The sequence below is a fragment of the Listeria ivanovii subsp. londoniensis genome (assembly GCF_000763495.1).
Classification (GTDB): domain Bacteria; phylum Bacillota; class Bacilli; order Lactobacillales; family Listeriaceae; genus Listeria; species Listeria londoniensis.
This window is the reverse complement of the sequence record NZ_CP009576.1, coordinates 513,976-535,240: the sequence shown is the minus strand read 5'-3', so window position 1 is coordinate 535,240 and position 21,265 is coordinate 513,976. Positions and strand designations below refer to the sequence as shown.

Sequence of the window (21,265 nt, the reverse complement as noted above, 5' to 3'; positions counted from 1 at the left end):
TTAATGACTAATTATATAAGAACTAGGTATCATTTGTATTTATCAGAATGGAAAAAAAAATAGCGCAATTTTTGTCAATTTGGACAAAAACTGCACTGTTTTTAATTATTATTGTTCGTTTCACTAAGTAATCGTCTCACAGCAACTGCTAAATAGAGATTATACGACTCAGGAATTTTCGTTACCGGGTATTGTAACAATTCATTTATCCGTTGAATCCGATATTTAATCGTATTTTTATGAAGGAAAAGTAATTCTGCTGCTTGGTTATAATTCGACTCTCCTTCTAATAAAAATACTGAGAGCGTCTCAAGCAATTCTTCATTTTCTTCTATCGGTTTCAGTGGTCGCAAATGTTCTGCAATCGACAATTCGCCGCGTTCCACAATTTCCACACATTTCGCCGCAAAATCAATTTCTTGAAGGGAATAAATGAGCTTCCTTGCATAAATTGCATTGGCAGCTTTCTTGTTTTCATTTACGAGTGAATAGGCATATTGAACATCTGACGTTTGTTCCATACCCTGGCAAACTGTGATTTTCAGTTTCATTCCAAGCTGCAGCATCATCTCAGCAAAGGTCTGTGCCGTATGGGTCCGATCCCGCTGTGCAACTGAATTATCTAACAATACAACAATGTTCTTTTCAAATAAATCAATCAAAGAAACATTAAAATGACTAGCTACAAAGCTTTTTAATTCACTTAAAACTTGTTCATTATCCCGAAATTCTTCGGTCTTCACAAGCCACATCCATTTAATAGAAGAAACATCCACATTTAGAATTTTCCCCAACCGACGCATTTTTAGGCTTTCATCATTTAAAATAGCTTTCATCAGTTCAGCCGTGCTAATTTCCACATAATTCTTTCCCCATAAATTCATAAACACTTGGACTACTTCACTAATTTGCATCGCAACATCCGTCGTAAGCGTGTCTTTTTCTTTTATCATAAATAAGTGCATTGCCTGCATACCATCTTGAAAAATGGGTTTTCTTGCTGTATAAACTGTTCGTTCATCTTGAATCCATGTTGCTAATTCATTATCACCTAGTTGTTTTGACGCCTCAATTATTTGGTCAAAATCCAATTGGCGCGTTCTCGGCCAAGTAATCGAGTTAATTACTTGAAATGAATTATCCGTTAAAACAAGTGATACGTGCGTCCGATCAGACAGAATTTTAAGCGTTGTATCGATATTGCGTTGAGCTGGTCTGACATTGGATATTTGTTCCAGTGATTCGCTCACAAAATTAGTATCCGTCATTTCTTGTTTCACAATAGCTTCTACCACTTCATAAATCACTTCACTATAGCGCAACGACATTTCATTTTCAGGCATCACGATAATAGTAAAATCTAATTCATTCGCGTAATCAATAAATTTTCCATCTAACTTTGGAATAAAAATCCCGACGTAATATAAAATTAGCGCCACTTCCCCGACCTTATGTAATCTCTCAATTGTTCGACACTGTGCCTCAACATTATTGCAAATATTTACAAAGGCAGATACAACAATTTCACTACCATAAAATTCATTATTATCAAATAACTCATCATCTAAAAGGGCCACTTCAGTATATTCTAAAACAGAGATAGAAGAAACTAACTTAGATAAACCTGATTTCCCCGATACTACTTTTGCTTCTTTTAAAGATGGTAATTTCATTAAATCTCCTAATTTCACACTCAAAGTTCCTCGCCTCCAGTTAGTCTTAGTGTAAACAATCTCTTAGAAAATGTCCATAACACATCAAATCTTTTACATTCTAGGTTGATTATAGTAGCATTAAACCATAAATGAAAAAAACACTAAAAACGCAGGAGGCAAACTATGTCTACAGAGCCATCCATTAAAATAGAACAAATTATAAATGAAGTTGAAAAAGTAATCGTCGGTAAACGGCATGTGATTAAATTAAGCTTAACAGCGCTACTTGCTGGAGGGCATGTATTACTTGAAGATGTGCCCGGTGTCGGTAAAACGATGATGGTACGTACTTTAGCCAAAACAATTGGTGTATCCTTCAAACGAATTCAATTCACACCAGACCTATTACCAGCAGATGTGACAGGGGTGTCGATTTTTAACCCAGAAACGCGAGATTTTGAATTTCGTCCAGGTCCGATTATGGGCAATATTGTGCTTGCAGATGAAATTAATCGTACTGCTCCGAGAACGCAAGCTGCTCTTCTTGAAGGCATGGCGGAAAACAGTGTAACCGTTGATGGAATCACGCGCAAACTAGCTGATCCATTTTTCGTTATGGCGACCCAAAACCCAATCGAATATGAAGGAACTTACGCATTACCAGAAGCGCAATTAGACCGGTTTTTGCTGAAAACTAATATCGGTTACCCAACTGTTGAAGAAGAGATGCAATTACTTACATTAAAACAGCACCAAGATCCACTCAATCAAACCCAGCAAGTCGTGACTCAAAATGAACTGCTCGACTTAAAACAACAAGCTAAGCATGTTTTCATTGATGATGCTTTGAAAAACTATATTATCCGTTTAGTTGATGCTAGCCGTAAACATGCTTCGATTGCTCTTGGAATTAGTCCACGCGGCTCCCTAGCTTTCATGCAAGCAGCACAAGCCTTTGCACTTATTGAAGGGAGAGAATATGTCATCCCCGACGATATCCAATATTTAGCCCCCCATATTTTTACCCACCGTTTAATTTTGAAATCAGAAGCCTATTATAATGAGGAAACACCCGAATCAATTATTACTTCTATTCTGAAAGACACGTCAGTTCCGGTAGAAAAGAGGTAATTGGATGTTAAAAAAACGTCTCTTGTTAGCATCTAGATGGGCTATTATGCTACTTATTTATACTGGTCTTTGGGCATACACCTTGTTTCAGGGTGATACAGCAAGTTGGTTTCTAACGTATTTTTTTAGTTTTATCTTAGTTGTATTATTTTTATCCTCAATTTATCCACTAAAAGCTTGGAAAGTGCATCGTCATTTTGCTAAAAATATCTACCATGATGGTGATTTGATAGCTATGCAAGTGACTTTCGCTCGAAAATCTCGTTATCCAGTGGGTTATTTGTTATTCCAGCAAAAAATACCGCTCAGTTTTAGTAAAGTGAATGCGCGCCAACAGCTAGTATATCCACTTTTTAAGCAAAAATTCACCGTGACATTGGAAAGCTTTGTGGGATTTCGAGGTATCCATAACTTTGCGCCGATTGATTTAGAAACAAGTGATGCTTTTGGTTTGTTGGAACGTTCTTTTCAAACAACTTCCGAAAAATCATTAACTATTTACCCGAGCTATTTTCCTGACATTCTAGAAAAAATCCGAGAATCTTCTCCTGAAAACGAGCGAAATGCAGCTTTCTGGACGCTTAAAAAAAATTCTAACTTGCATAGTCTACGTGAGTTTTCTTCCGGTGATCGAATTTCTTTAATTGATTGGAAGTCATCTGCTAGAACAGATCAATTAATGACACGAGAATTTGAAAATAGCGCCACATCTCGTTTGTCCGTCATTTTTTATGGTGCTAATCATCCACATTTCGAGTTATCCTTACGGGCAGCTTACTCGTTTATCCGAAAAACTTCTGAAGAACATGGCGAAATTCGTGTTAATATATTAGGCGACAAAGTAACAAAATTCGTCCTTTCTACTGGATCAAATAAACTACAAGAAATTTCTACTGCATTTGCCGAACTTAAACCCGAAAAAAGTTTAGTTTTACAAGAGTCACTTGATAGCACTTTACATGATGGCGAAAAAATCCTACTATTCACGCCGGATATTGACACCATGTTAATGCAAAAAGTGACTCGTTTAACGGATAATAAACAACTGCAAATAATTACTTTCCAATCCGAACAAACGAAAATAGTGGATGCCGGAACGTTATTCCTTGAACCCGCCAGCTTGATGAGCAGATGGGAGCGTGAAAGCAGATGAAGAAAAAATTCTCGCTCATGTTACTCTTCATTCTGTCAATTTTACTTATTTCAGAATGGATTTACCCATTTACTAATTTAACTGACCTGAACACTGCCAGTTGGATTATCCTATTTATTACCATTTCACTTGCTAGTTTTTTCATTCGTATCCGATATTACTGGACCATCCCGCTTCACATCGTCATGATTTACATTGTCGCTGGGATTTATTATGCAAAAGACGGAATTTTTTCTGCTAATTGGTTTCATTCTTTTTTCCAAATTACGTTTACTGGTTTTACTGACATGGTGCAATTCCGCTCATCAGATATTTCGATGGACTTTATTCTAATTGTTTTTCTAATTGCTCTTTGGTTGCTTAGTTATATAACGACTTATAGCATCTTACGAAAACAGCGGATTATGAGTGTGCTTATTTTGACAGTCAGCTACCTTGCTGTCATTAATACTTTTACAGATTACAATAGTAGCTGGGCAATTGTAAGGACAGTTTTAGAAGGTTTCTTGTTGCTACACCTTGCTTTAACGAGCCGAATTACTGCAACGAACAGGATGAACTCCGATTCGATGAAACGTAATGGACTAATTTACCATGCTTTTGTTTTATTTCTACTTGCTGTCTTTGTTTTTAGTTCTTTGATGCTCCCCAAAAAAGCACCCATTTGGCCAGATCCTGTTCCTGTCATTCGAAATGCCTTTGGAATTAATACAACTCGCACGGTTGGTTATAGTGAAGATGATACCGAGCTTGGTGGAGCTGTCAAAAAAGATAATGCAACTGTTTTTAAAGCACGTACTGATAATGGTCATTACTGGCGCGTCGAATCAAAACGAATTTATACTGGCGTGGGTTGGGCTAATGAAAAATCAACCGAATTGCAGCAATTTTCTTCTGGTGATGACTTTCCGATTTCACTTTCCGAGGAAACAACTGGCGATGCGAAAACAGCTGAAATCAGTTTTGAAGCTTCCAGTGAATATGTTCCTTATCCATATGGAACGCAAACAATTAACAGTGCAGTTGACACTTTTAACGCCAATTTAACGACAGAGAAAATAACACCTGAAAATACGATTAAAAATTACACTATACAATTACAAACACCCGTTTACGATATTGAAAAGATGCAAAGTGCTGATTTCAGTACTTTACCAGCTGCTTTCATTTCCAAATATACCCAAACACCTAACGAATTACCAAAACGGGTCGCAAGCCTTGCTAACAAAGTGACGAAAGATGCTGATTCGATTTATGATAAAACGAAAGCGATTGAAAACTATTTAAGTAAATCCGGTGACTTCACATATAGTACTGATGACGCCAAAGAAACACCAAATGGCGCTGATTATGTTGATCAATTCCTATTCGAAACCCAAATTGGCTATTGCGATAACTTTTCTACTTCGATGGTTATTATGCTTCGGACGCTTGGAATTCCGGCACGCTGGGCAAAAGGTTATACTCCTGGCGAAGGAAAAAAAGAGACACGTGGCGACAAAGCGACTTATACAATAACAAATAATAATGCACACTCTTGGCCAGAAGTATTTTTCCCAGGTACTGGTTGGGTTCCCTTTGAGCCGACTGCTACATTCTCTAATCCAGAGAACTTCCAAGAACCAACAACAGAAACAGCTAATAAACCGGAAAACCCAAGCGAAAGTTCAAGTGAAGCTGCCAAACCAGATACGACAGAAAAAACACCGGAACAAGATGCTGGCAGTAGTTCTACGGGTGAAGCACCTCAGAAAGTGCAAACGAAAAAAGAATCGGCAAACAGTACTTTAAAAATCTCTTCATGGATTTGGTGGAGTCTTATTGGATTACTCCTCACAATGATTGCTTGGGCAGTTGTTTTCAGACGCCGAATTCGCAGTTATTTATTGCTACGTTCATTGCATAAAAATCCAAGTTTCCCTATCATTTACACTAAACTACTAAGAATTCTAGCTTCTTATGGATTTATTCGTCAACCAAGTGAGACATTACGTCAATTTGCTGTTCGAGTAGATACTAAATTACAAACAACCAATTTCTCTATTTTAACAAAAACTTACGAAAACCTAATTTATAGTAAAACAAAACAAAAGAAGAGCTTAACAACTGTAGAAACCCATTCTATTCAACAAATAATCGCTATTTTATCCAAACAAAAAAGCAGCTAACAATTTTTTCGTTAGCTGCTTTTCGTTATTTTTCTTCTTCATCCACTTTTTTAAATTCAAAATTCAGCATCCATTTTTTATTTTTACGAATGGAGAAATATCCCACAATCGCAATAACAAATGCGCCAAGGAAATCGACGAATAAATCACCCATCGTATCCGCAACAGCTGCATGTCCTTGAAGCATCGTTCCATCTTCTAGCATCGTTTTTTGCATATTCATTCCAAAGCTATCTGCTGCAAATTCATAAAATTCCCAGAAAACACCAAGTAATACTGCAAAACTACAAGCAAACAGTGCTACAAATACCGGACTCATCGAAAGCGTTACTCGTTCATTATTATTCAGCAAACTAACAATCGAGAAGCCTAGCCCACCAAGCATTGCCCCGCTAAACGTGTGTAAGATGGTATCCCAGTTAGGAATTAAATAATAAAAACTTTGTACTTCTCCCAAATAAATAGCACAATATAAGAAAACAATAAAAACAATATACATTGCATTTGGTATGACGAATTTCATCTTTCTACTAATTAATGATGGCAAGAAGAGCACCACTACCCCAAGTACACACTGCATTAGCATCAACGAGTAATCCGCCTTTGTTTTTTCGCCTTCTGGAACAGTCCCAGATGGTGCTGAAATCAAGTTAACAATTGCATAAACCATTGAAATGAGGAGCGTTATTAATACAAAAATTGCAAGAAGTTGTGCCCAATTCCATTTCCTTTTTTTCGTTACTTTCTCCATGAAGTCTTTCACCCCTTTTCAAATATGTATTCATTATAAGCTATCTTGCACAAAAAACGAAATATAAAACAGTATTTATGTTTTTCTAGAGATTACTTTGTGTCTAAAATTCATCTAACAATCACGTTCCAATATTAAAAAGCGCGGAAATCTCGCTTGCCGATTTCCGCGCTTTTCTTCTTATTTCAGGAAGTCCTGTAATGCTTTGGCGTTTGCAGCCATATCATCTAAACGAAGAACAGCTCCTGCGCCTTCAATGCGTTCATTATGCCATTTACCTTCAACTGGAATAGCAAATTTTTCCATTGTTTTTGTTTTACCAAGTAAGAAATCGGAACCAACAGACATTAGTGTGCCCGTTGGTATGTTCGTGGAAGTATATCCTTGAAGTTTACCAATTAGGTCTGGAATTTTTGCTACGTCCCCAACATCAAGCGCTTGTTCTTTTAGTGCTTCTAATACTTGTTGTTGTCTACGAATCCGCCCAAAGTCTCCTTCAGCGTCTTTTCGGAAACGAGCGTATTGTAGCAATGTTTTGCCATCCATGACTTGTTCGCCTTTTTTAATGCTTACTTCAATATTTTTAGACATATCTTTTTCTGCATTAATTTTGATTCCCTCTGGCGCAAGTGTATCAACAATCTTAGGGAACCCTTCAAAATTCGCTACTACATAGTACTCAACGTCTACACCAAAATTTTCTTTAATTGTTTGGCGGACAAGTTCTGGGCCACCATAAGAATATGCGGCATTGATTTTATTTTTGCCATGACCTGGGATATCTACATACGTATCACGCATAATAGATACTAGTTTTGGAGTTTTTGTTTTATTATCGTAATGAGCAATCATCAAGCTATCTGATCGGCCTTGATCGGCCCCGCGAGAATCACTACCAATGAGCAATACATTTATTACATCACCCTCTGATTTGACTCCGTTGAACGTATAGTCTTTCAATTTGCTAGCATTTTGCGCTTCTTTTAAACTTGATTGATATTGAAAATACCCAATAACTGCAACTACGCCTACTAAAATTAATAATGCCAATAGAATGGTAACAAAAACTCTTCCTTTGCGCGTACGACGCTTTTTTTTCTGCGCATGTCTTGCCATTTTACTCACCTCACTTATTGTAACTTACTTATATATTACAATAAAATGACAAAAAAAGAGAGTCCAAATTGCATAAGATTTATTAAAGATTACTAAAAACCCTCCAAAATCTCACATTTAGAGGGCTGGGAATTATATCGAGTTGTCACTACTTGTACTATCACTGCTGTCATTATCGCTTGTGTCTGTGCTACTATCATCATCTGAACTTCCAGAGTTTTGACCAGGTTCTAAAGACGGTGGGGTTCCACTTGGGGCTCCTTCTCCACCAGGACCTTGTCGCATTGAGCCAGTGCTATTTTCGGGGCTATTTTGACTAACAGAATATAGCTGATAACTAAGTACACTTATAATAATGACAGAAAAAATACTAACAATAATGGTGCTCCACTTCCATTTGTTGTGGATGCCTTTTCCACGAATAACGATTTTCTTTTCAGGTTGTTCCATCTCTTCCATCCAACATCATCCTTTCGTTATCACTACTTTAGCAATTAAATAAGAAAAAACTATGACAGCGATTAGAAAAAACTATGTCCACCAAATTTAAAGTTTTTCTTAATTTTTTTAACATTCTCTCTAGCGTTTGGTATAATTAATTGAATAATTATGAATCTAAGGGGTGTATTATGGCCAATTTAAACGGAAAAAGGAGCAGCAACAAAAAAGCGCTTATTATCGGGAGTATCGCTGTTGGTGTTGTTTTAATAGGTATTGCCATTTACTTTTTTATACAAAATCAACATAAAGACGAGAGAGATGCATTAGCGGCAGCAGAGACCTTCACCTCAAACCTTGCTAAAGAAAAGTACGATAAGCTAGGAAATAACGTCACTACTGCTTCCCTAAGAAAAGTCGAAGTTACGGCTAAAGAGATGGAAGCAAAATATCAAGCTGTATATGGTGGAATTGGTGCCGAAAATATTAAAGTGAAAAATCTTAAATCTGTCTACGATGACAACACAAATAAATTCAACCTGACTTATGAACTTGAAATGCGTACTAGCCTAGGAAAACTAGCCACGCAAAAATATAAAACAACCATCTCTAAACAAAATGATGACTGGAAAATCGATTGGAAGCCAGCGCTTATTTTCCCAGGAATGGTAAAAACTGACAAAGTTCGCATCACAGAAGATAGCGCCACACGTGGTCAAATCGTTGACCGTAATGGCACTCCACTCGCAACAAAAGGACAATTTTCCGAAGCGGGTATAGTTCCTGCTAAGCTTGGTGAAGGCGATGAGAAAACGGAAAACATCCAAGCTATTAGTAAAAAACTCGGTATTTCTACTGAATATATTAATAAACAACTCGAGCAAAAATGGGTTCAAGCCGATAGTTTCGTCCCACTTGTGACACTGGATGAAGATAAACTTCCTGAAGCAACCGGTTTAACATACGCTCAAAAAGAATTACGAACATATCCACTCAATGAAGCCACCTCTCATTTGATCGGCTATGTTGGTGAAGTTAGCGCTGAAGATATTGAAAAGAATCCGAAGCTCGGAGTCGGTGATGTCATTGGTAAAAGTGGCTTAGAACGTTATTATGATAAACAGCTTCGTGGCAAAGATGGTGGCGAAATAAAAATCATTAATGATCAAACAAAACAAGAAGATACATTACAAAAAATCGATCGTAAAGATGGTGAGGAAATAAAATTAACGATTGATGCCGCCGTTCAAAAGAAAGCTTTTGATAGCCTTGGCTCAGAAACAGGTGCTGTGACAATGATTAATCCAACAAACGGCGAACTATTAGCTTTAGTAAGTACACCGTCTTATGATGCGAATCAAATGGTACTTGGAATTACTGCTGACGATTATGCAAAATATAACGATGACAAAAGACTACCCTTCCTAGCTAGATACGCTAATCGTTACGCACCTGGTTCTACTTTTAAGACCATCACAGCAACAATTGGGCTTGATACTGGAATTACCAAACCTGACAAAGTTCGTGAAATTTCTGGACTGAAATGGCAAAAAGACTCCTCTTGGGGGAAATATTTCGTCACTCGGGTCCATGATGTTCCAAAAGTAAATATGACCGATGCACTTGTTCACTCAGATAATATTTATTTCGCACAAGAAGGACTTGAAATCGGCAAAGATAAACTAACAGCCGGCCTTAAGAAATTCGATTTTGACAAAGAGTATAACTTGCCGTTCACAATGGAACCAGCTCAAATTTCCAATGACGGATTAAACTCAGATATATTACTCGCTGATACATCATACGGACAGGGTGAATTATTAATGTCGCCAATCCAGCAAGCAATCGCATATTCCGCCATCGCTAACAACGGAAAAATGCCTTATCCAAAACTAGACACCAAAGAAGCAACCGGAAAATCGACACAAGCAACCGAAGCAACTTCCGCAAACCAAGTCAAAGACGCACTAATCAAAACCGTTTCTGACCCAGCCGGAACTGCGCATGGTTTAGAAATCCAAGGTCACAACATTGCTGCTAAAACCGGAACCGCCGAACTAAAAGAAAAACAAGGTGAAGATGGACTTGAAAACGGCTTTGTCTACGCTTTCGATGCCGACAATCCCGACTATTTAATGGTAGGAATGATTGAAAACGTTAAAGGACGCGGAGGCAGTGGACTCGTAATCGACAAGCTAAAACCTGTTATTGAAAGTATGTATAAATAATACCAAAGGGGTTGAATCTGTTATTTACAGAATCAACCCTTTTTACATAGTTAGCTTTCATGAACAATATCAGTAATTTCGCCTTTATCATCAAAACGAACAACTAAAAGCTCATCACTATATTCCGGTATTATATTAAAATCAAAAGTTAAGTTTAATTCATTTTTATCATTCTGAGCAAACCAAACGTGCGAAAGTACTAAACCTTTAATCAAGTCATCTTTAGCTATATTCTCGACATTTTCCACCGCGAATTTCGCTAGTACATCTTCTGTCAATTCCTCTAAATGAAACTCAAAATAATAATCAATTATTGCGTTTCCTTCCACAAATTGTTGCAAGAGCTCGGTTTTCACTTTTTGATAAAGTACTGAAATCTGATCTGTTAACCTCGCAATATTTTGATAATCTTCCGGTAAAGTAATATTTTCAAAAATATCAAAATCAATGGCTATTTCTTGATTATCCAGTAAAACCGTTGTATCGATTGACAGACCTTTCTCTGTGTCATAACTTAACTCACCTAATAGTTTTGTATTAATCAGTTGTTGTGCCATGAGCTCTCCTCCTATAAGTAAATCTTGCTTCATTATAACACTATATAGTTTCGGCTAATCTTTTTTCGGGAACTTACTAACAACCATTTAAACTGAAGAAAGAAGGAATTGCAATGACCAAAATCACCAGTTACCTGGCTGAACCTTCTGATGTGAAACATTTTATTTCTGCTGAAAATAAAAAAAATGACCATCATCTTCATACGGTACTCACATTTGATAATCATTTAAATATTTCCACATTGAAAAAAGCTGTCATCCTATCTACCCAAAAATTGCCGCTACTTCTATGTTATTTTAAAGAAACAAAAAAAGGTGCATTCTGGCAAGAAAGTGTTTTTTCAGCAGACGATTTAGTGGATATTATTGAAACAAGTGTACCAGAGCAGGAAGTAAATCAGGCCATTGTCAAAAAATTATCTACCGAAAATGGGCCACAAATCCGCTTAACTATTGTTCGAACAAAAGCATCCGACCAACTAGTTATTGTGATGAATCATATGCTAGCCGATGGAGCTGGTTTTAAAGAATACCTGTATTTGCTAAGTGATTTATATTCGAAGTCACTTGATAACCCCGGGTATCAAGTGAAACTCATTCCCGGCTCTCGCAGTCTAAAACTAGTTTTCGACCAATTTTCCAGCAAGCAAAAGCAAGCCATTTTAACCAAGAAAAAAGACCAACTACCGATTCAAAATCCAATACTACCACTCCAAGGTGATTTAAACAATCCAAAAATCATTTGGACTAAAATATCTAAACAAAAATTTGCTTCTTTCATCAACTACGCCAAAAAACATGAAGCAACTGTCAATGATGCTCTTTTTGCAGCAATGGCACTTACTATTCATCAAGTAACCTATCAAACTGCCATGTCAATTGATTGTCCAGTAGACTTACGAAAATATTTACTTAAAGATACTGTCCCTGGAATTACTAATTTAACTGCAAATATCACTTGCCATATAACTAAAAACGATAATTTAACTTCTTTTGAAAGCACGCTACAAATCGTCAAAAAGTCTCTTCAACCACAAAAAAACAGCCTTGATGCATTACGAATTTATTATTTACTTGAAATCATTTTCAAGAAAAAGCCATATATTGTTGCCAAAAAAGCTTCTGAAAAATTGTATTCTATTCCAAAAATCAGTTTTACAAATATTGGTATTATTAATGAGGAAAAACTCATCTTCCAAGGTAGTATTTTAAAAGATTGTTTTATTTGCGGTTCTTTAAAGTACGCTCCTTTTTTCCAAGTGGCTGCCACTACATTTCGTGGTGAACTGACCTTAAGTACAAATCTACATGGCACTAAACAAGATCACACCTGGCAAGCTGAATTTTTGAACAAAATGTTGCAACAATTCCCCGATAATTCCAAAGGTGCAAGAAGCTAATAAATTCATTTCTCGTTTTCAATCACTGTCTTCAAGCAGTGAAAATGAAACACCCCGTTGATTTTCAACGGGGTGTTTTCCTCTATCTAAAAATGCAATGCCAACAACAATTAGTTGGTAAATATTGGTTCCTTTTTAAGCTCAAAATTAATAGTTTACTTTAATGGTATTATCTTTTTGCGCTGAGGTTGGCGGCTTTAGTCCATCCAATCATAGTAGAACCTCTTTTTATGCGATACCATAGTTGCCCTTCTACTTTTGCTTGCCGATCCACTTTTAGCGTTTTTCCTTTGTAACTAGTTAATCTTGTTTTTTTCAAGGGTGCATCTATCACTGGAAGCTTGTAGCAAAACTCCTTAGCTTTGCGGGCAATTACGTAACGTGTTAAATTCGCACGTTTTTCCATACTTGGCTTATAAAATGTATTTAGCGCATGTATGTCGACCCAGCCGATAGTTTTGCCATTAATGCTGAACTGATACCATGTGGCACTGGATGTTTTTGCTTCCCGTAGGATTCGCAGTTTTTTTCCAGAATAGGCAGCAAGTGCTTTTACACGCTTGGCACCTGCTGTATTATAAGGTTTCGTCCAAACGGCATTGCCAGCAGCTTTTTTTACGCGACTATAGGCAGTGATTGCTTTGTTATACTTAATTTTATCGTATTTGTCAGTGGATAAATTAGTGGCTTTTGTCCAGCCCATATTTTTTATTCTGTACCAAAGTTGTCCTTCGACAGTTGCTTGACGATCAATCTTTAGCGCTTTGAATTTGTGGCTAGCTAGGGTTCCTTTTTTCACCGGCGCATCTTCTACTGGAACAGAATAGATAGCAGCACTTGCTTTATTTATATTCACATAGCGAGTTAGATTAGCAGCTTTTTCCATACGTTGATTATAAAAGATGTTAAGAGCTTTCATGTCTGCCCAGCCAATAGTTTTACCGTTAATACTGAATTGATACCATATGGAAATCGGTGTTTTTGCTTCGCGTAAGATACGCAGTTTTTTGCCAGAGAATGCAGAAAGCGGGTTTACCTGTTTGGCACCGGCAGTATTAAACGGTTTTGTCCAAACCGTATTTCCCTTTGCAGTTTTTACTTTTGCATAAGCTATTATTGCTTTATCCCCTGTTATTTTGTCATATCTATCCAGGGAAAGGTTTTTCGCTTTGGTCCAACCGATATTTTTCAGCCTATACCATAGTTCGCCACCACTTTGCGTTTCTCGATCAACTGTTAAAGCTTTGAATCTGTGCGCAACCAGGGTACCCTTTTTTAGTGAATTATCTTCTTTAGGGAGCGTATAGACTCCTGAATCCCCATAAATATTGTTAACATAGCGAGTTAGATTAACTACTTTTTCAGTGGATTCCTCTTTAAACACAGCGTATAGATCCAAATTAGTTCCTGGCATCTGATCTTTTTTAAAGTCCCACATGCGTCCAGCTGATTTTGCCGTGTACCAACCTTTAAAAGTATAGCCTTGTTTGGTTGGGGTCTTTGGTTCATTCAGAAGGGAACCTGTTTCTACTTTTGCCGGTATTACTGTGCTGTCAACATGGAAGTTCACTGTATATACTGCTTTTAATGGCTGTGTTAATCTAACATAATAACTTGCCTTTGCTTTTCCAATCAAGACAGGCTGATAAAAAATACAAAATACTTCCTTTGTGTAAGCTTGTAAATTCCACTTTAAGTTTGGTTTTACGTAATCACCACCATCACTTATAACTTCTGGATTAATCAATGTTCCAGTTTCATCTCTGACTGTATTTTGTATGACTAAATTGTGCTCAAAATTAATTGGTTTATTCACGTGTTCTTGATCATGCAACTCTAACACATCTAGCTTCTTAAGAGCAGCTAATCCTCTTATATCCATTATTTGGTTCTTGCTCAAATATAGATTTTGCAAATTTGTTAAACCCACAAGCGCAATTATGTCGTTTAATTGATTTCCTTCTAGAGATAAGGTTGTTAATTTTATTAAACCCGATAGTGGGGTTATATCTGCCAGCTTATTATTATCCAAATATAGACTGTCTAAATTAATTAAGTTACTAAGCGGACTAATATCACTTATCTCATTATCATTTAAAAATAAGTCTTTTAAATTAGTTAAATTTTCGATACCTTTGACGGACTTAACCTTTTTATTATCAGCGTCGATTTTCAAAATTCCATTTAACTCTTTTTGTGAAACCACATCTGTAACCGCTGCTTTTTGCAAGCTTTCTCTAACGACTTCTGCTAAAGCTGGATCTGGAAAAACCTGGTTAATCGGGGTTGAAGTTGAGATATTTGTAGCCCTCGCATTCGTCCCATGATTTAAGTACATCCATATATTAAAAATAATGATGAAGCTTGTTACTAAAATTTTCCCCATCGATAAATTACGTTTATTTTCCAATAGTTACTCTCCCCTTAATAAATAATTGAATATAAAAAGCTGAATATGGTCCGAAGACCGTATCCAGCTTTTCACACTAAATTTCAACGTTTATTAGCACGTGCTTTTTTAGTGATAGCAAATGCTGTCGTTAACGCTAATAACCCTAACAGGATATATATAGCATTATCGCTGTCACCTGTGGTCGGAAGTGCCGTACCTTGGGAATGATAAAAATCATCTGTGTTCATATTACTTGTTGCGCTTTTTGAATTCCCTAATTGTGTGTTTAATGTGTTGCTGTTGCTTTCAGTTATTATTACGGAAGAAGTTGTATCACTTCCGCCAATATTTGAAGCAGGCGGTGTATCCTTGTCGGGTGTAGGAGGTGTTACAGGATTCTTAGCGAACTGGGCATATAAAATAATATCATTCGCTGGCATTTTATTTGTTGTGAAATCCCACTCATTTCCTCCTATTTTAGCATCGTACCACCCTTTAAATGTATAACCCGCTTTTATTGGAGCCTTTGGTTCTTTTAGTAAACCTTGGTAATCTATTTTTTGCGTTATTGTCTTACCATCTACATCAAATGTTGCTGTGTATATATTAACACTGTACTGCGCATATAACGTGATATCTTTCGCCGGCATTTTATCCGTTGCAAAAGCCCACTTATTACCGCCTGTTTTTGCGTCATACCAACCTTTGAACGTATAACCCGACTTGGTTGGCTCTGTTGGTTCTTTTAGCAAGCCTTGATAATCTACCTTTTGCGTTGTGATATTTCCATCGACATCTAGTGTTGCCGTATAACTATTAATCGTAAATTGCGCATATAGCGTTAGATTATTTGCCGGCATTTTATCTGCTGTAAAGTCCCATTTCTTACCACCTGTTTCGGCATCGTACCAGCCTTTAAAGCTGTATCCTTCTTTTTTAGGTGTTGGTGGTTCTGGAAGTAACTCATTATAGCCCACTGTTTGCGTCGTTGTTTTGCCATCAATATCCATTGTTACCGTATAACTATTTGCGCTGAATTGGGCGTATAAAGTGATGTCTTTCGACGGCATTTTGTCGGCTGCAAAATCCCACTTCTTGCCACCTGTTTTTGCGTCATACCAACCTTTGAACGTATAACCCGACTTGGTTGGCTCTGTTGGTTCTTTTAGCAAGCCTTGATAATCTACCTTTTGCGTTGTGATATTTCCATCGACATCTAGTGTTGCCGTATAACTATTAATCGTAAATTGCGCATATAGCGTTAGATTATTTGCCGGCATTTTATCTGCTGTAAAGTCCCATTTCTTACCACCTGTTTCGGCATCGTACCAACCTTCAAATGTATAACCTTCCTTTGTTGGAGACGTGGGTTCTTGAATTAAGCTATCATAGTCTACTTTTTGTGTTGTAGTCGTCCCGTCGACATCTAGCGTTGCGGTATAACTATTGATGGTAAACCGCGCATACAGTGTTAAATTACTTGCTGGCATTTTGTCTGCTGCAAAATCCCATTTCTTACCACCTGTTTCGGCATCGTACCAACCTTCAAATGTATAACCTTCCTTTGTTGGGGACGTGGGCTCTGGAATTAAGCTATCATAGTCTACTTTTTGCGTTGTAGTCGCCCCATCGACATCTAGCGTTGCGGTATAACTATTAATGGTAAACCGCGCATATAGTGTTAAATTCTTCGCCGGCATTTTATCTGTGGCAAAGTCCCACTGATCTCCACCCGTTTTTGCAGTGTACCAACCCGTGAAACTATAGCCTGGTTTTGTTGGAGTTGGCGGCTCTGGAATTAATTCTCCGTAATTTACTTTTTGCGTTGTCGTTGTTCCATTAGAGTCTAATATCACATCATAGTTATTAAGTTCAAACTGCGCATATAATGTGAGATCGTTGTCTGGCATTTTGTTGGTTGCGAAATCCCATTTATTCCCGCCGTTTTTTGCATCATACCATCCTTTGAAAGTATAACCTTCTTTCGTAGGAGATGTCGGTTCTTGGATTAAATCTTGATAGTTTACTTTTTGAGTTGTTGTTGTTCCATCGATGTCAAATGTAGCCGTATAACTCGCCACGTTAAATTGCGCATAAAGGGCTAGGTTATTCGCCGGCATGTAATCTGTTGCAAAATCCCATTTATTTCCGCCCACTTCTTTATCGAACCATCCGGTAAAATTGTGTCCTGGCTTCACCGGTGTAGCTGGTTCAGTTAATAACGAACCTGCTTGAACTTGTTCCGATGTTTCTGTCCCATTTATATGATAACTAACTGTGTATAGTGCGGGATTTAAAGGTTGTGTTATTGTCCCACTAAATGTCCCAGTTGCACTACCAATAGTTACCGATTGACTAAATGAATAACTGACTTCGCTTACGTAACTAGGCAAGTTCCAAGTTATATCTGGGCTTGAATAGCTACCATTATTACTTATAGTGCTAGGTGCAATTAAAGTTCCAGTAGCATCTTTAATTTCATTAGGAATAGTGATAGTACTTTGATAATTTATAGGGCTATTTGTATGAGTTTGATTAGTTATTTTCAAGTCTCGTAGTTTCGTTAAATTCGCCAGTGGACTTATATCACCTATCTGATTATCTGTAACTTCTATATTTGTTAAACTAGTTAAATTCGTCAAGGCACTTAAATCACTTAACTCATTATTATTCAAATAAATTCTTTCTAATTTCGTTAAATTCGCCAACACACTTATATCGCTTAAATTATTATTATTCGCTTCCAACCAAATTATATTGGTTAAATTGGCTAAAGGACTGATATCACTTATCTGATTATCACTCAAATATAGCCTACCTATGTTAGTTAAATTGGCTAAAGGAGCTATATCACTTATCTGATTTCCCCACAAGACTAGCCAAGTTACATTGGTCAAGTTGGCTAATTCACTTATATCAGTAATCTGATTATCATTTAAATAAATACTGGTTAAGCCGGATAAGTATTGAACCCCCTCAATCGTTTTTATTCCTGCCCCACCTGCCGCGAGAATAGTTAATCGATCCAAATCAGTTTGTGTGACTGTGTCTGTTACATTCGATTTCCCCATATTACTTCTAATTATTTCTGCTAGAGCTGGATCCGGGAAAATCTCGTTGATCGGAGTTGGCTGTGTAATACTTGCTGCTTCGACCTTCATGCCGTGATTGATATTTACCCAAGTACTGCTTCCAATTAACAGTATCGCTATGAAAACACTTTTTAGCCATAAATGTCGTTTCGCTTTCACTGTATACACTCCTTTTTAATTTGGATATTTATTAAAGTAGACACAAAATGAAAGGAAGTAACTATATGTCTAATAAAAAAACAAGATAAAGATTCCCTAAGAACAAGGCTATCTTTATCTTGAAAAAAGCATTCTAGTTAGTATAGCCCTGAAAATTCGCTTGTGTAATACTTAGCATAAGAATTCCCTTAAAACTCTACAAATCCGTCACTTATTAACAAATATTTTTTGTGTACTCTAAGCTAGTCTGACAATAATCAGTTACTATCCATTTTACGGCACGAAAAAACAGCTTCCAAGTCCTCTAGGTTCTTTAAAAATCTGCTTTCTGTTTGTTTTTTATTAAATTTTTTTGAAAGGCAATTTTTCTATACACACAAATTATACATCTTTAATAAGTATATCATTAGATATTTTCATGTTCAACTATTCGCACACCGTTCTGCTAAAAATTTATTTCCAGCCTACAAAAGACCCCAAACCATTTAGAAATGGGGCCTTTCCATTATTTCCTAGCACTAAGATTAGTGGCTTTTGTCCAGCCAAGTAATCTCGAACCATTTTTTATTCTGTACCATAATTGCCCACTAATAGTTGCTTGGCGGTCAATTCTAAGCGCTTTTCCTTTATACGACTTTAATTTTCCTTTTTTAATGGGTGCATCTGCCACTGGAAGCGAAAAGTAGCCCTCAGAAACCTTTCCTGCTTTCACGTAACGAGTTAGTTTCGCGCCTTTTTCCATATTCGGCTTATAGAAAACGTTTAATGCCCGCATGTCCACCCAACCAACTACTTTCCCATTCACACTAAATTGATACCACGTTGTAATCGGTGTTTTCGCTTCTCGCACAATTCGCAGATTTTTTCCTACATAAGCGGAAAGAGGTTTCACTTTTTTAGCGCCTGCTGTATTGTACGGTTTCGTCCATACAATATTTCCAGGGGCTTTTTTCACACGTGCATAGGCTGTGATAACTTTGTTGTGTAGTATTTTATCATATCTATCAAGCGACAAATTTGCTGCGTTGGTCCAGCCAATATTTTTAATTCTATACCAAAGTTGATTGTTAAGCTTAATTTGGCGGTCGATTGCTAACGCCTTGAACTTATGGTTTAGCAGTGTTGCTTTTTTGATAGGAGCATCTTCTACAGGTAGTGCGTAAACACCTGAGTTTGCTTTACTTACATTAACATATCGCACTAATTTAGCTCCTTTTTCCATAGAAGGTAGGTAAAAGTTGGTTAGTGCCCGCATGTCCACCCAACCAACTACTTTCCCATTCACACTAAATTGATACCACGTTGTAATCGGTGTTTTCGCTTCTCGCACAATTCGCAGATTTTTTCCTACATAGGCAGAAAGTGGTTTCACTTTTTTGGCACCTGCTGTATTGTACGGTTTTGTCCAAACATCATTCCCAGGGGCTTTTTTCACACGTGCATAGGCTATGATAGCTTTGTTGTATAGTTCTTTATCATACCGATCTGCGGATAAATTAACGGCATTTGTCCAGCCGATGTTCTTAATTCTATCCCAAGTTTTCCCATTAATGATTACTTGGCGGTCGATTGCTAAAGCTTTAAACTTATGATTCGCTAATGTTCCTTTTTTATTAGCCTCCTTTTCAACTGGAATAGAATAAATAAAGGCTTTTTCCTTGCTAACATTCACATAACGACTTAGATTAACTACTTTCTCCATCCCTGGTACGAACTCTTTAGCAGTAAACTGGGCAAATAATGTGAGATTAGTTGTCGGCATTTTATCTACTTTAAAATCCCATTTTTTTCCGCCATTTTTTGCTGTAAACCAACCATTAAAAAGATATTTAGGTTTAGTTGGACTTATCGGCTGGGAAAGGGTTGTTCCTGCTTTTGCTCTTATAGTAGTTTGTTTGCCATCTACATCATAAGAAAAATTAAACTCCGCTATTAAAGGTTGTTTCACTTTCCCACTAAAAACTGCTTTTGTATTGTCAAATTTTATTTTTTGATAAAAAGTGTATTCTACTTCCCTCACGAAACTTGGTAACTGCCATATTACATTAGTATTCGTATATTTCCCATTATGGCTAATGTAGTCTGGCTTTACTAAAGTGCCATCAACGCTTTTCACTATGTTAGGAACAATTAAATTAGATTGAAATTTGACTGGTTTACTGGTACAAACTTGATTATTTATTTCTAGCCGTTTAAGTTTTTTCAATCCCGCTAACGGGCTAATATCACTTACTTGATTTTGAAATAAATTTAAGGTCTCTAAGTTGATTAAGTTAGTCAAAGCACTGATATCGCTTACCCTATTCCGCTCCAAACGTAAAGTTTCTAATTGTCCTAAATTCGCAAGCCCACCGATATCGCTCACTTGATTATTATCCATATCTAAAATTTCTAGTTTTGTTAAATTGGCAAGTGGTTTGACATCGGTTATTCGATTATTATTTATCGTTAGGCATTCCAGATTAGTTAATTTTGTAAGGGCGGTTAGGTCGTGTACTCTATTTCTTTCCAAAGTAATCCAATTCAAAGTCGTTAATTCACTTATTGGGCTTAAATCAGCTATTTGGTTGTCAGTTAGAAATAAATTGATTAATTTAGTTAAATATTCTAGCCCTTTAATTGATTGAATACCTTTTCCCTCACCTTGAATCCATAACAAACCATTTAGGTCGTTTTGCGAAACTAAGTCGGATACTTTCTTTTTTCCTAAATTTTCTTTTATAACCTCTGCTAAAGCTGGATCTGGGAAAATTTGATTAATCGGTGTCGGTTTTGCAAGCCTTTTCGCTTCTACTTTTGTTTCATTATATGTATTAATCCATATACCAACAATGATTACTAGAATTATTTTTAATACGTTTATCAGCCATAAATGATGTCTACCTTTCACTACATACTCTCCCTTATAAATAGTTAGAAACAATTAAATAAATTTACTCTTCTTTTCTTAGAGACATTCATATAGCGGTAAAAAATTTTTGCCAAAAATAAAAAAGCTGGATATGGTCAAATGGCCACATCCAGC

13 protein-coding genes are annotated in these 21,265 nt (G+C 36.8%); 5 read left to right on the top strand and 8 right to left on the bottom strand.

Going from position 1 to position 21,265, the window contains the following annotated elements; all coding sequences use genetic code 11:
* Nucleotides 1-101: 101 nt before the first annotated feature.
* A complete protein-coding gene (locus tag JL53_RS02565) occupies nt 102-1,697 on the bottom strand; it encodes a PucR family transcriptional regulator (protein ID WP_003718564.1) in 1,596 nt (531 codons plus the stop codon).
* A gap of 141 nt (nt 1,698-1,838) precedes the next feature.
* Here JL53_RS02565 and JL53_RS02560 point away from each other — a divergent pair, with 141 nt between their 5' ends.
* The 3 genes from JL53_RS02560 to JL53_RS02550 are packed head-to-tail and all read left to right on the top strand — an operon-like array spanning nt 1,839 to nt 6,107.
* Nucleotides 1,839-2,786, top strand: coding sequence for an AAA family ATPase (locus tag JL53_RS02560; protein WP_038406668.1), 948 nt, complete (start codon nt 1,839-1,841; stop codon nt 2,784-2,786).
* A gap of 4 nt (nt 2,787-2,790) precedes the next feature.
* Nucleotides 2,791-3,939 (top strand): DUF58 domain-containing protein, encoded by a 1,149-nt coding sequence (locus JL53_RS02555; RefSeq protein WP_038406667.1) that lies wholly within the window; start codon nt 2,791-2,793, stop codon nt 3,937-3,939.
* Nucleotides 3,936-6,107 carry a transglutaminase domain-containing protein gene (locus JL53_RS02550; protein ID WP_038406666.1) on the top strand — a complete coding sequence of 724 codons (2,172 nt, stop codon included), beginning with the start codon at nt 3,936-3,938 and terminating at the stop codon, nt 6,105-6,107. The genes JL53_RS02555 and JL53_RS02550 overlap by 4 nt, the downstream gene beginning before the upstream one ends.
* A 25-nt stretch (nt 6,108-6,132) precedes the next feature.
* Here JL53_RS02550 and JL53_RS02545 read toward each other — a convergent pair whose 3' ends face one another.
* From JL53_RS02545 to JL53_RS02535, 3 genes are all read right to left on the bottom strand, one after another.
* Nucleotides 6,133-6,858, bottom strand: a complete 726-nt coding sequence (locus tag JL53_RS02545) for a DUF2238 domain-containing protein (protein ID WP_038406665.1) — start codon at nt 6,856-6,858, stop codon at nt 6,133-6,135.
* A 180-nt stretch (nt 6,859-7,038) separates the two neighbouring features.
* On the bottom strand, nt 7,039-7,974 hold the full coding sequence (locus tag JL53_RS02540) for an LCP family protein (RefSeq protein WP_003718560.1): 936 nt from the start codon (nt 7,972-7,974) through the stop codon (nt 7,039-7,041).
* A gap of 132 nt (nt 7,975-8,106) precedes the next feature.
* Nucleotides 8,107-8,433, bottom strand: a complete 327-nt coding sequence (locus JL53_RS02535; RefSeq protein WP_038406664.1) for a hypothetical protein — start codon at nt 8,431-8,433, stop codon at nt 8,107-8,109.
* 170 nt (nt 8,434-8,603) lie between these two features.
* Between JL53_RS02535 and pbp4 the strand changes: the two genes are divergently transcribed.
* Nucleotides 8,604-10,640, top strand: coding sequence for a penicillin-binding protein PBP4(5) (gene pbp4, locus JL53_RS02530; RefSeq protein ID WP_038406663.1), 2,037 nt, complete (start codon nt 8,604-8,606; stop codon nt 10,638-10,640).
* A 50-nt stretch (nt 10,641-10,690) separates the two neighbouring features.
* Here pbp4 and JL53_RS02525 read toward each other — a convergent pair whose 3' ends face one another.
* Nucleotides 10,691-11,197 carry a DUF2004 domain-containing protein gene (locus tag JL53_RS02525; protein WP_003718540.1) on the bottom strand — a complete coding sequence of 169 codons (507 nt, stop codon included), beginning with the start codon at nt 11,195-11,197 and terminating at the stop codon, nt 10,691-10,693.
* 113 nt (nt 11,198-11,310) lie between these two features.
* Here JL53_RS02525 and JL53_RS02520 point away from each other — a divergent pair, with 113 nt between their 5' ends.
* Nucleotides 11,311-12,597, top strand: coding sequence for a condensation domain-containing protein (locus JL53_RS02520; RefSeq protein ID WP_003718539.1), 1,287 nt, complete (start codon nt 11,311-11,313; stop codon nt 12,595-12,597).
* A gap of 169 nt (nt 12,598-12,766) precedes the next feature.
* Here the strand turns inward: JL53_RS02520 and JL53_RS02515 are convergent, their stop codons facing one another.
* From JL53_RS02515 to JL53_RS02500, 3 genes are all read right to left on the bottom strand, one after another.
* Nucleotides 12,767-14,983, bottom strand: coding sequence for a GW domain-containing glycosaminoglycan-binding protein (locus JL53_RS02515; protein ID WP_126300115.1), 2,217 nt, complete (start codon nt 14,981-14,983; stop codon nt 12,767-12,769).
* 107 nt (nt 14,984-15,090) lie between these two features.
* Entirely contained in the window at nt 15,091-18,240 is a 3,150-nt protein-coding gene (locus JL53_RS15105; protein WP_052010532.1) for an InlB B-repeat-containing protein, read from the bottom strand.
* Nucleotides 18,241-18,745: 505 nt separating this feature from the next.
* Complete coding sequence (locus tag JL53_RS02500; protein ID WP_038406661.1) at nt 18,746-21,130, bottom strand: GW domain-containing glycosaminoglycan-binding protein; 2,385 nt, start codon at nt 21,128-21,130, stop codon at nt 18,746-18,748.
* Nucleotides 21,131-21,265 lie beyond the last annotated feature (135 nt).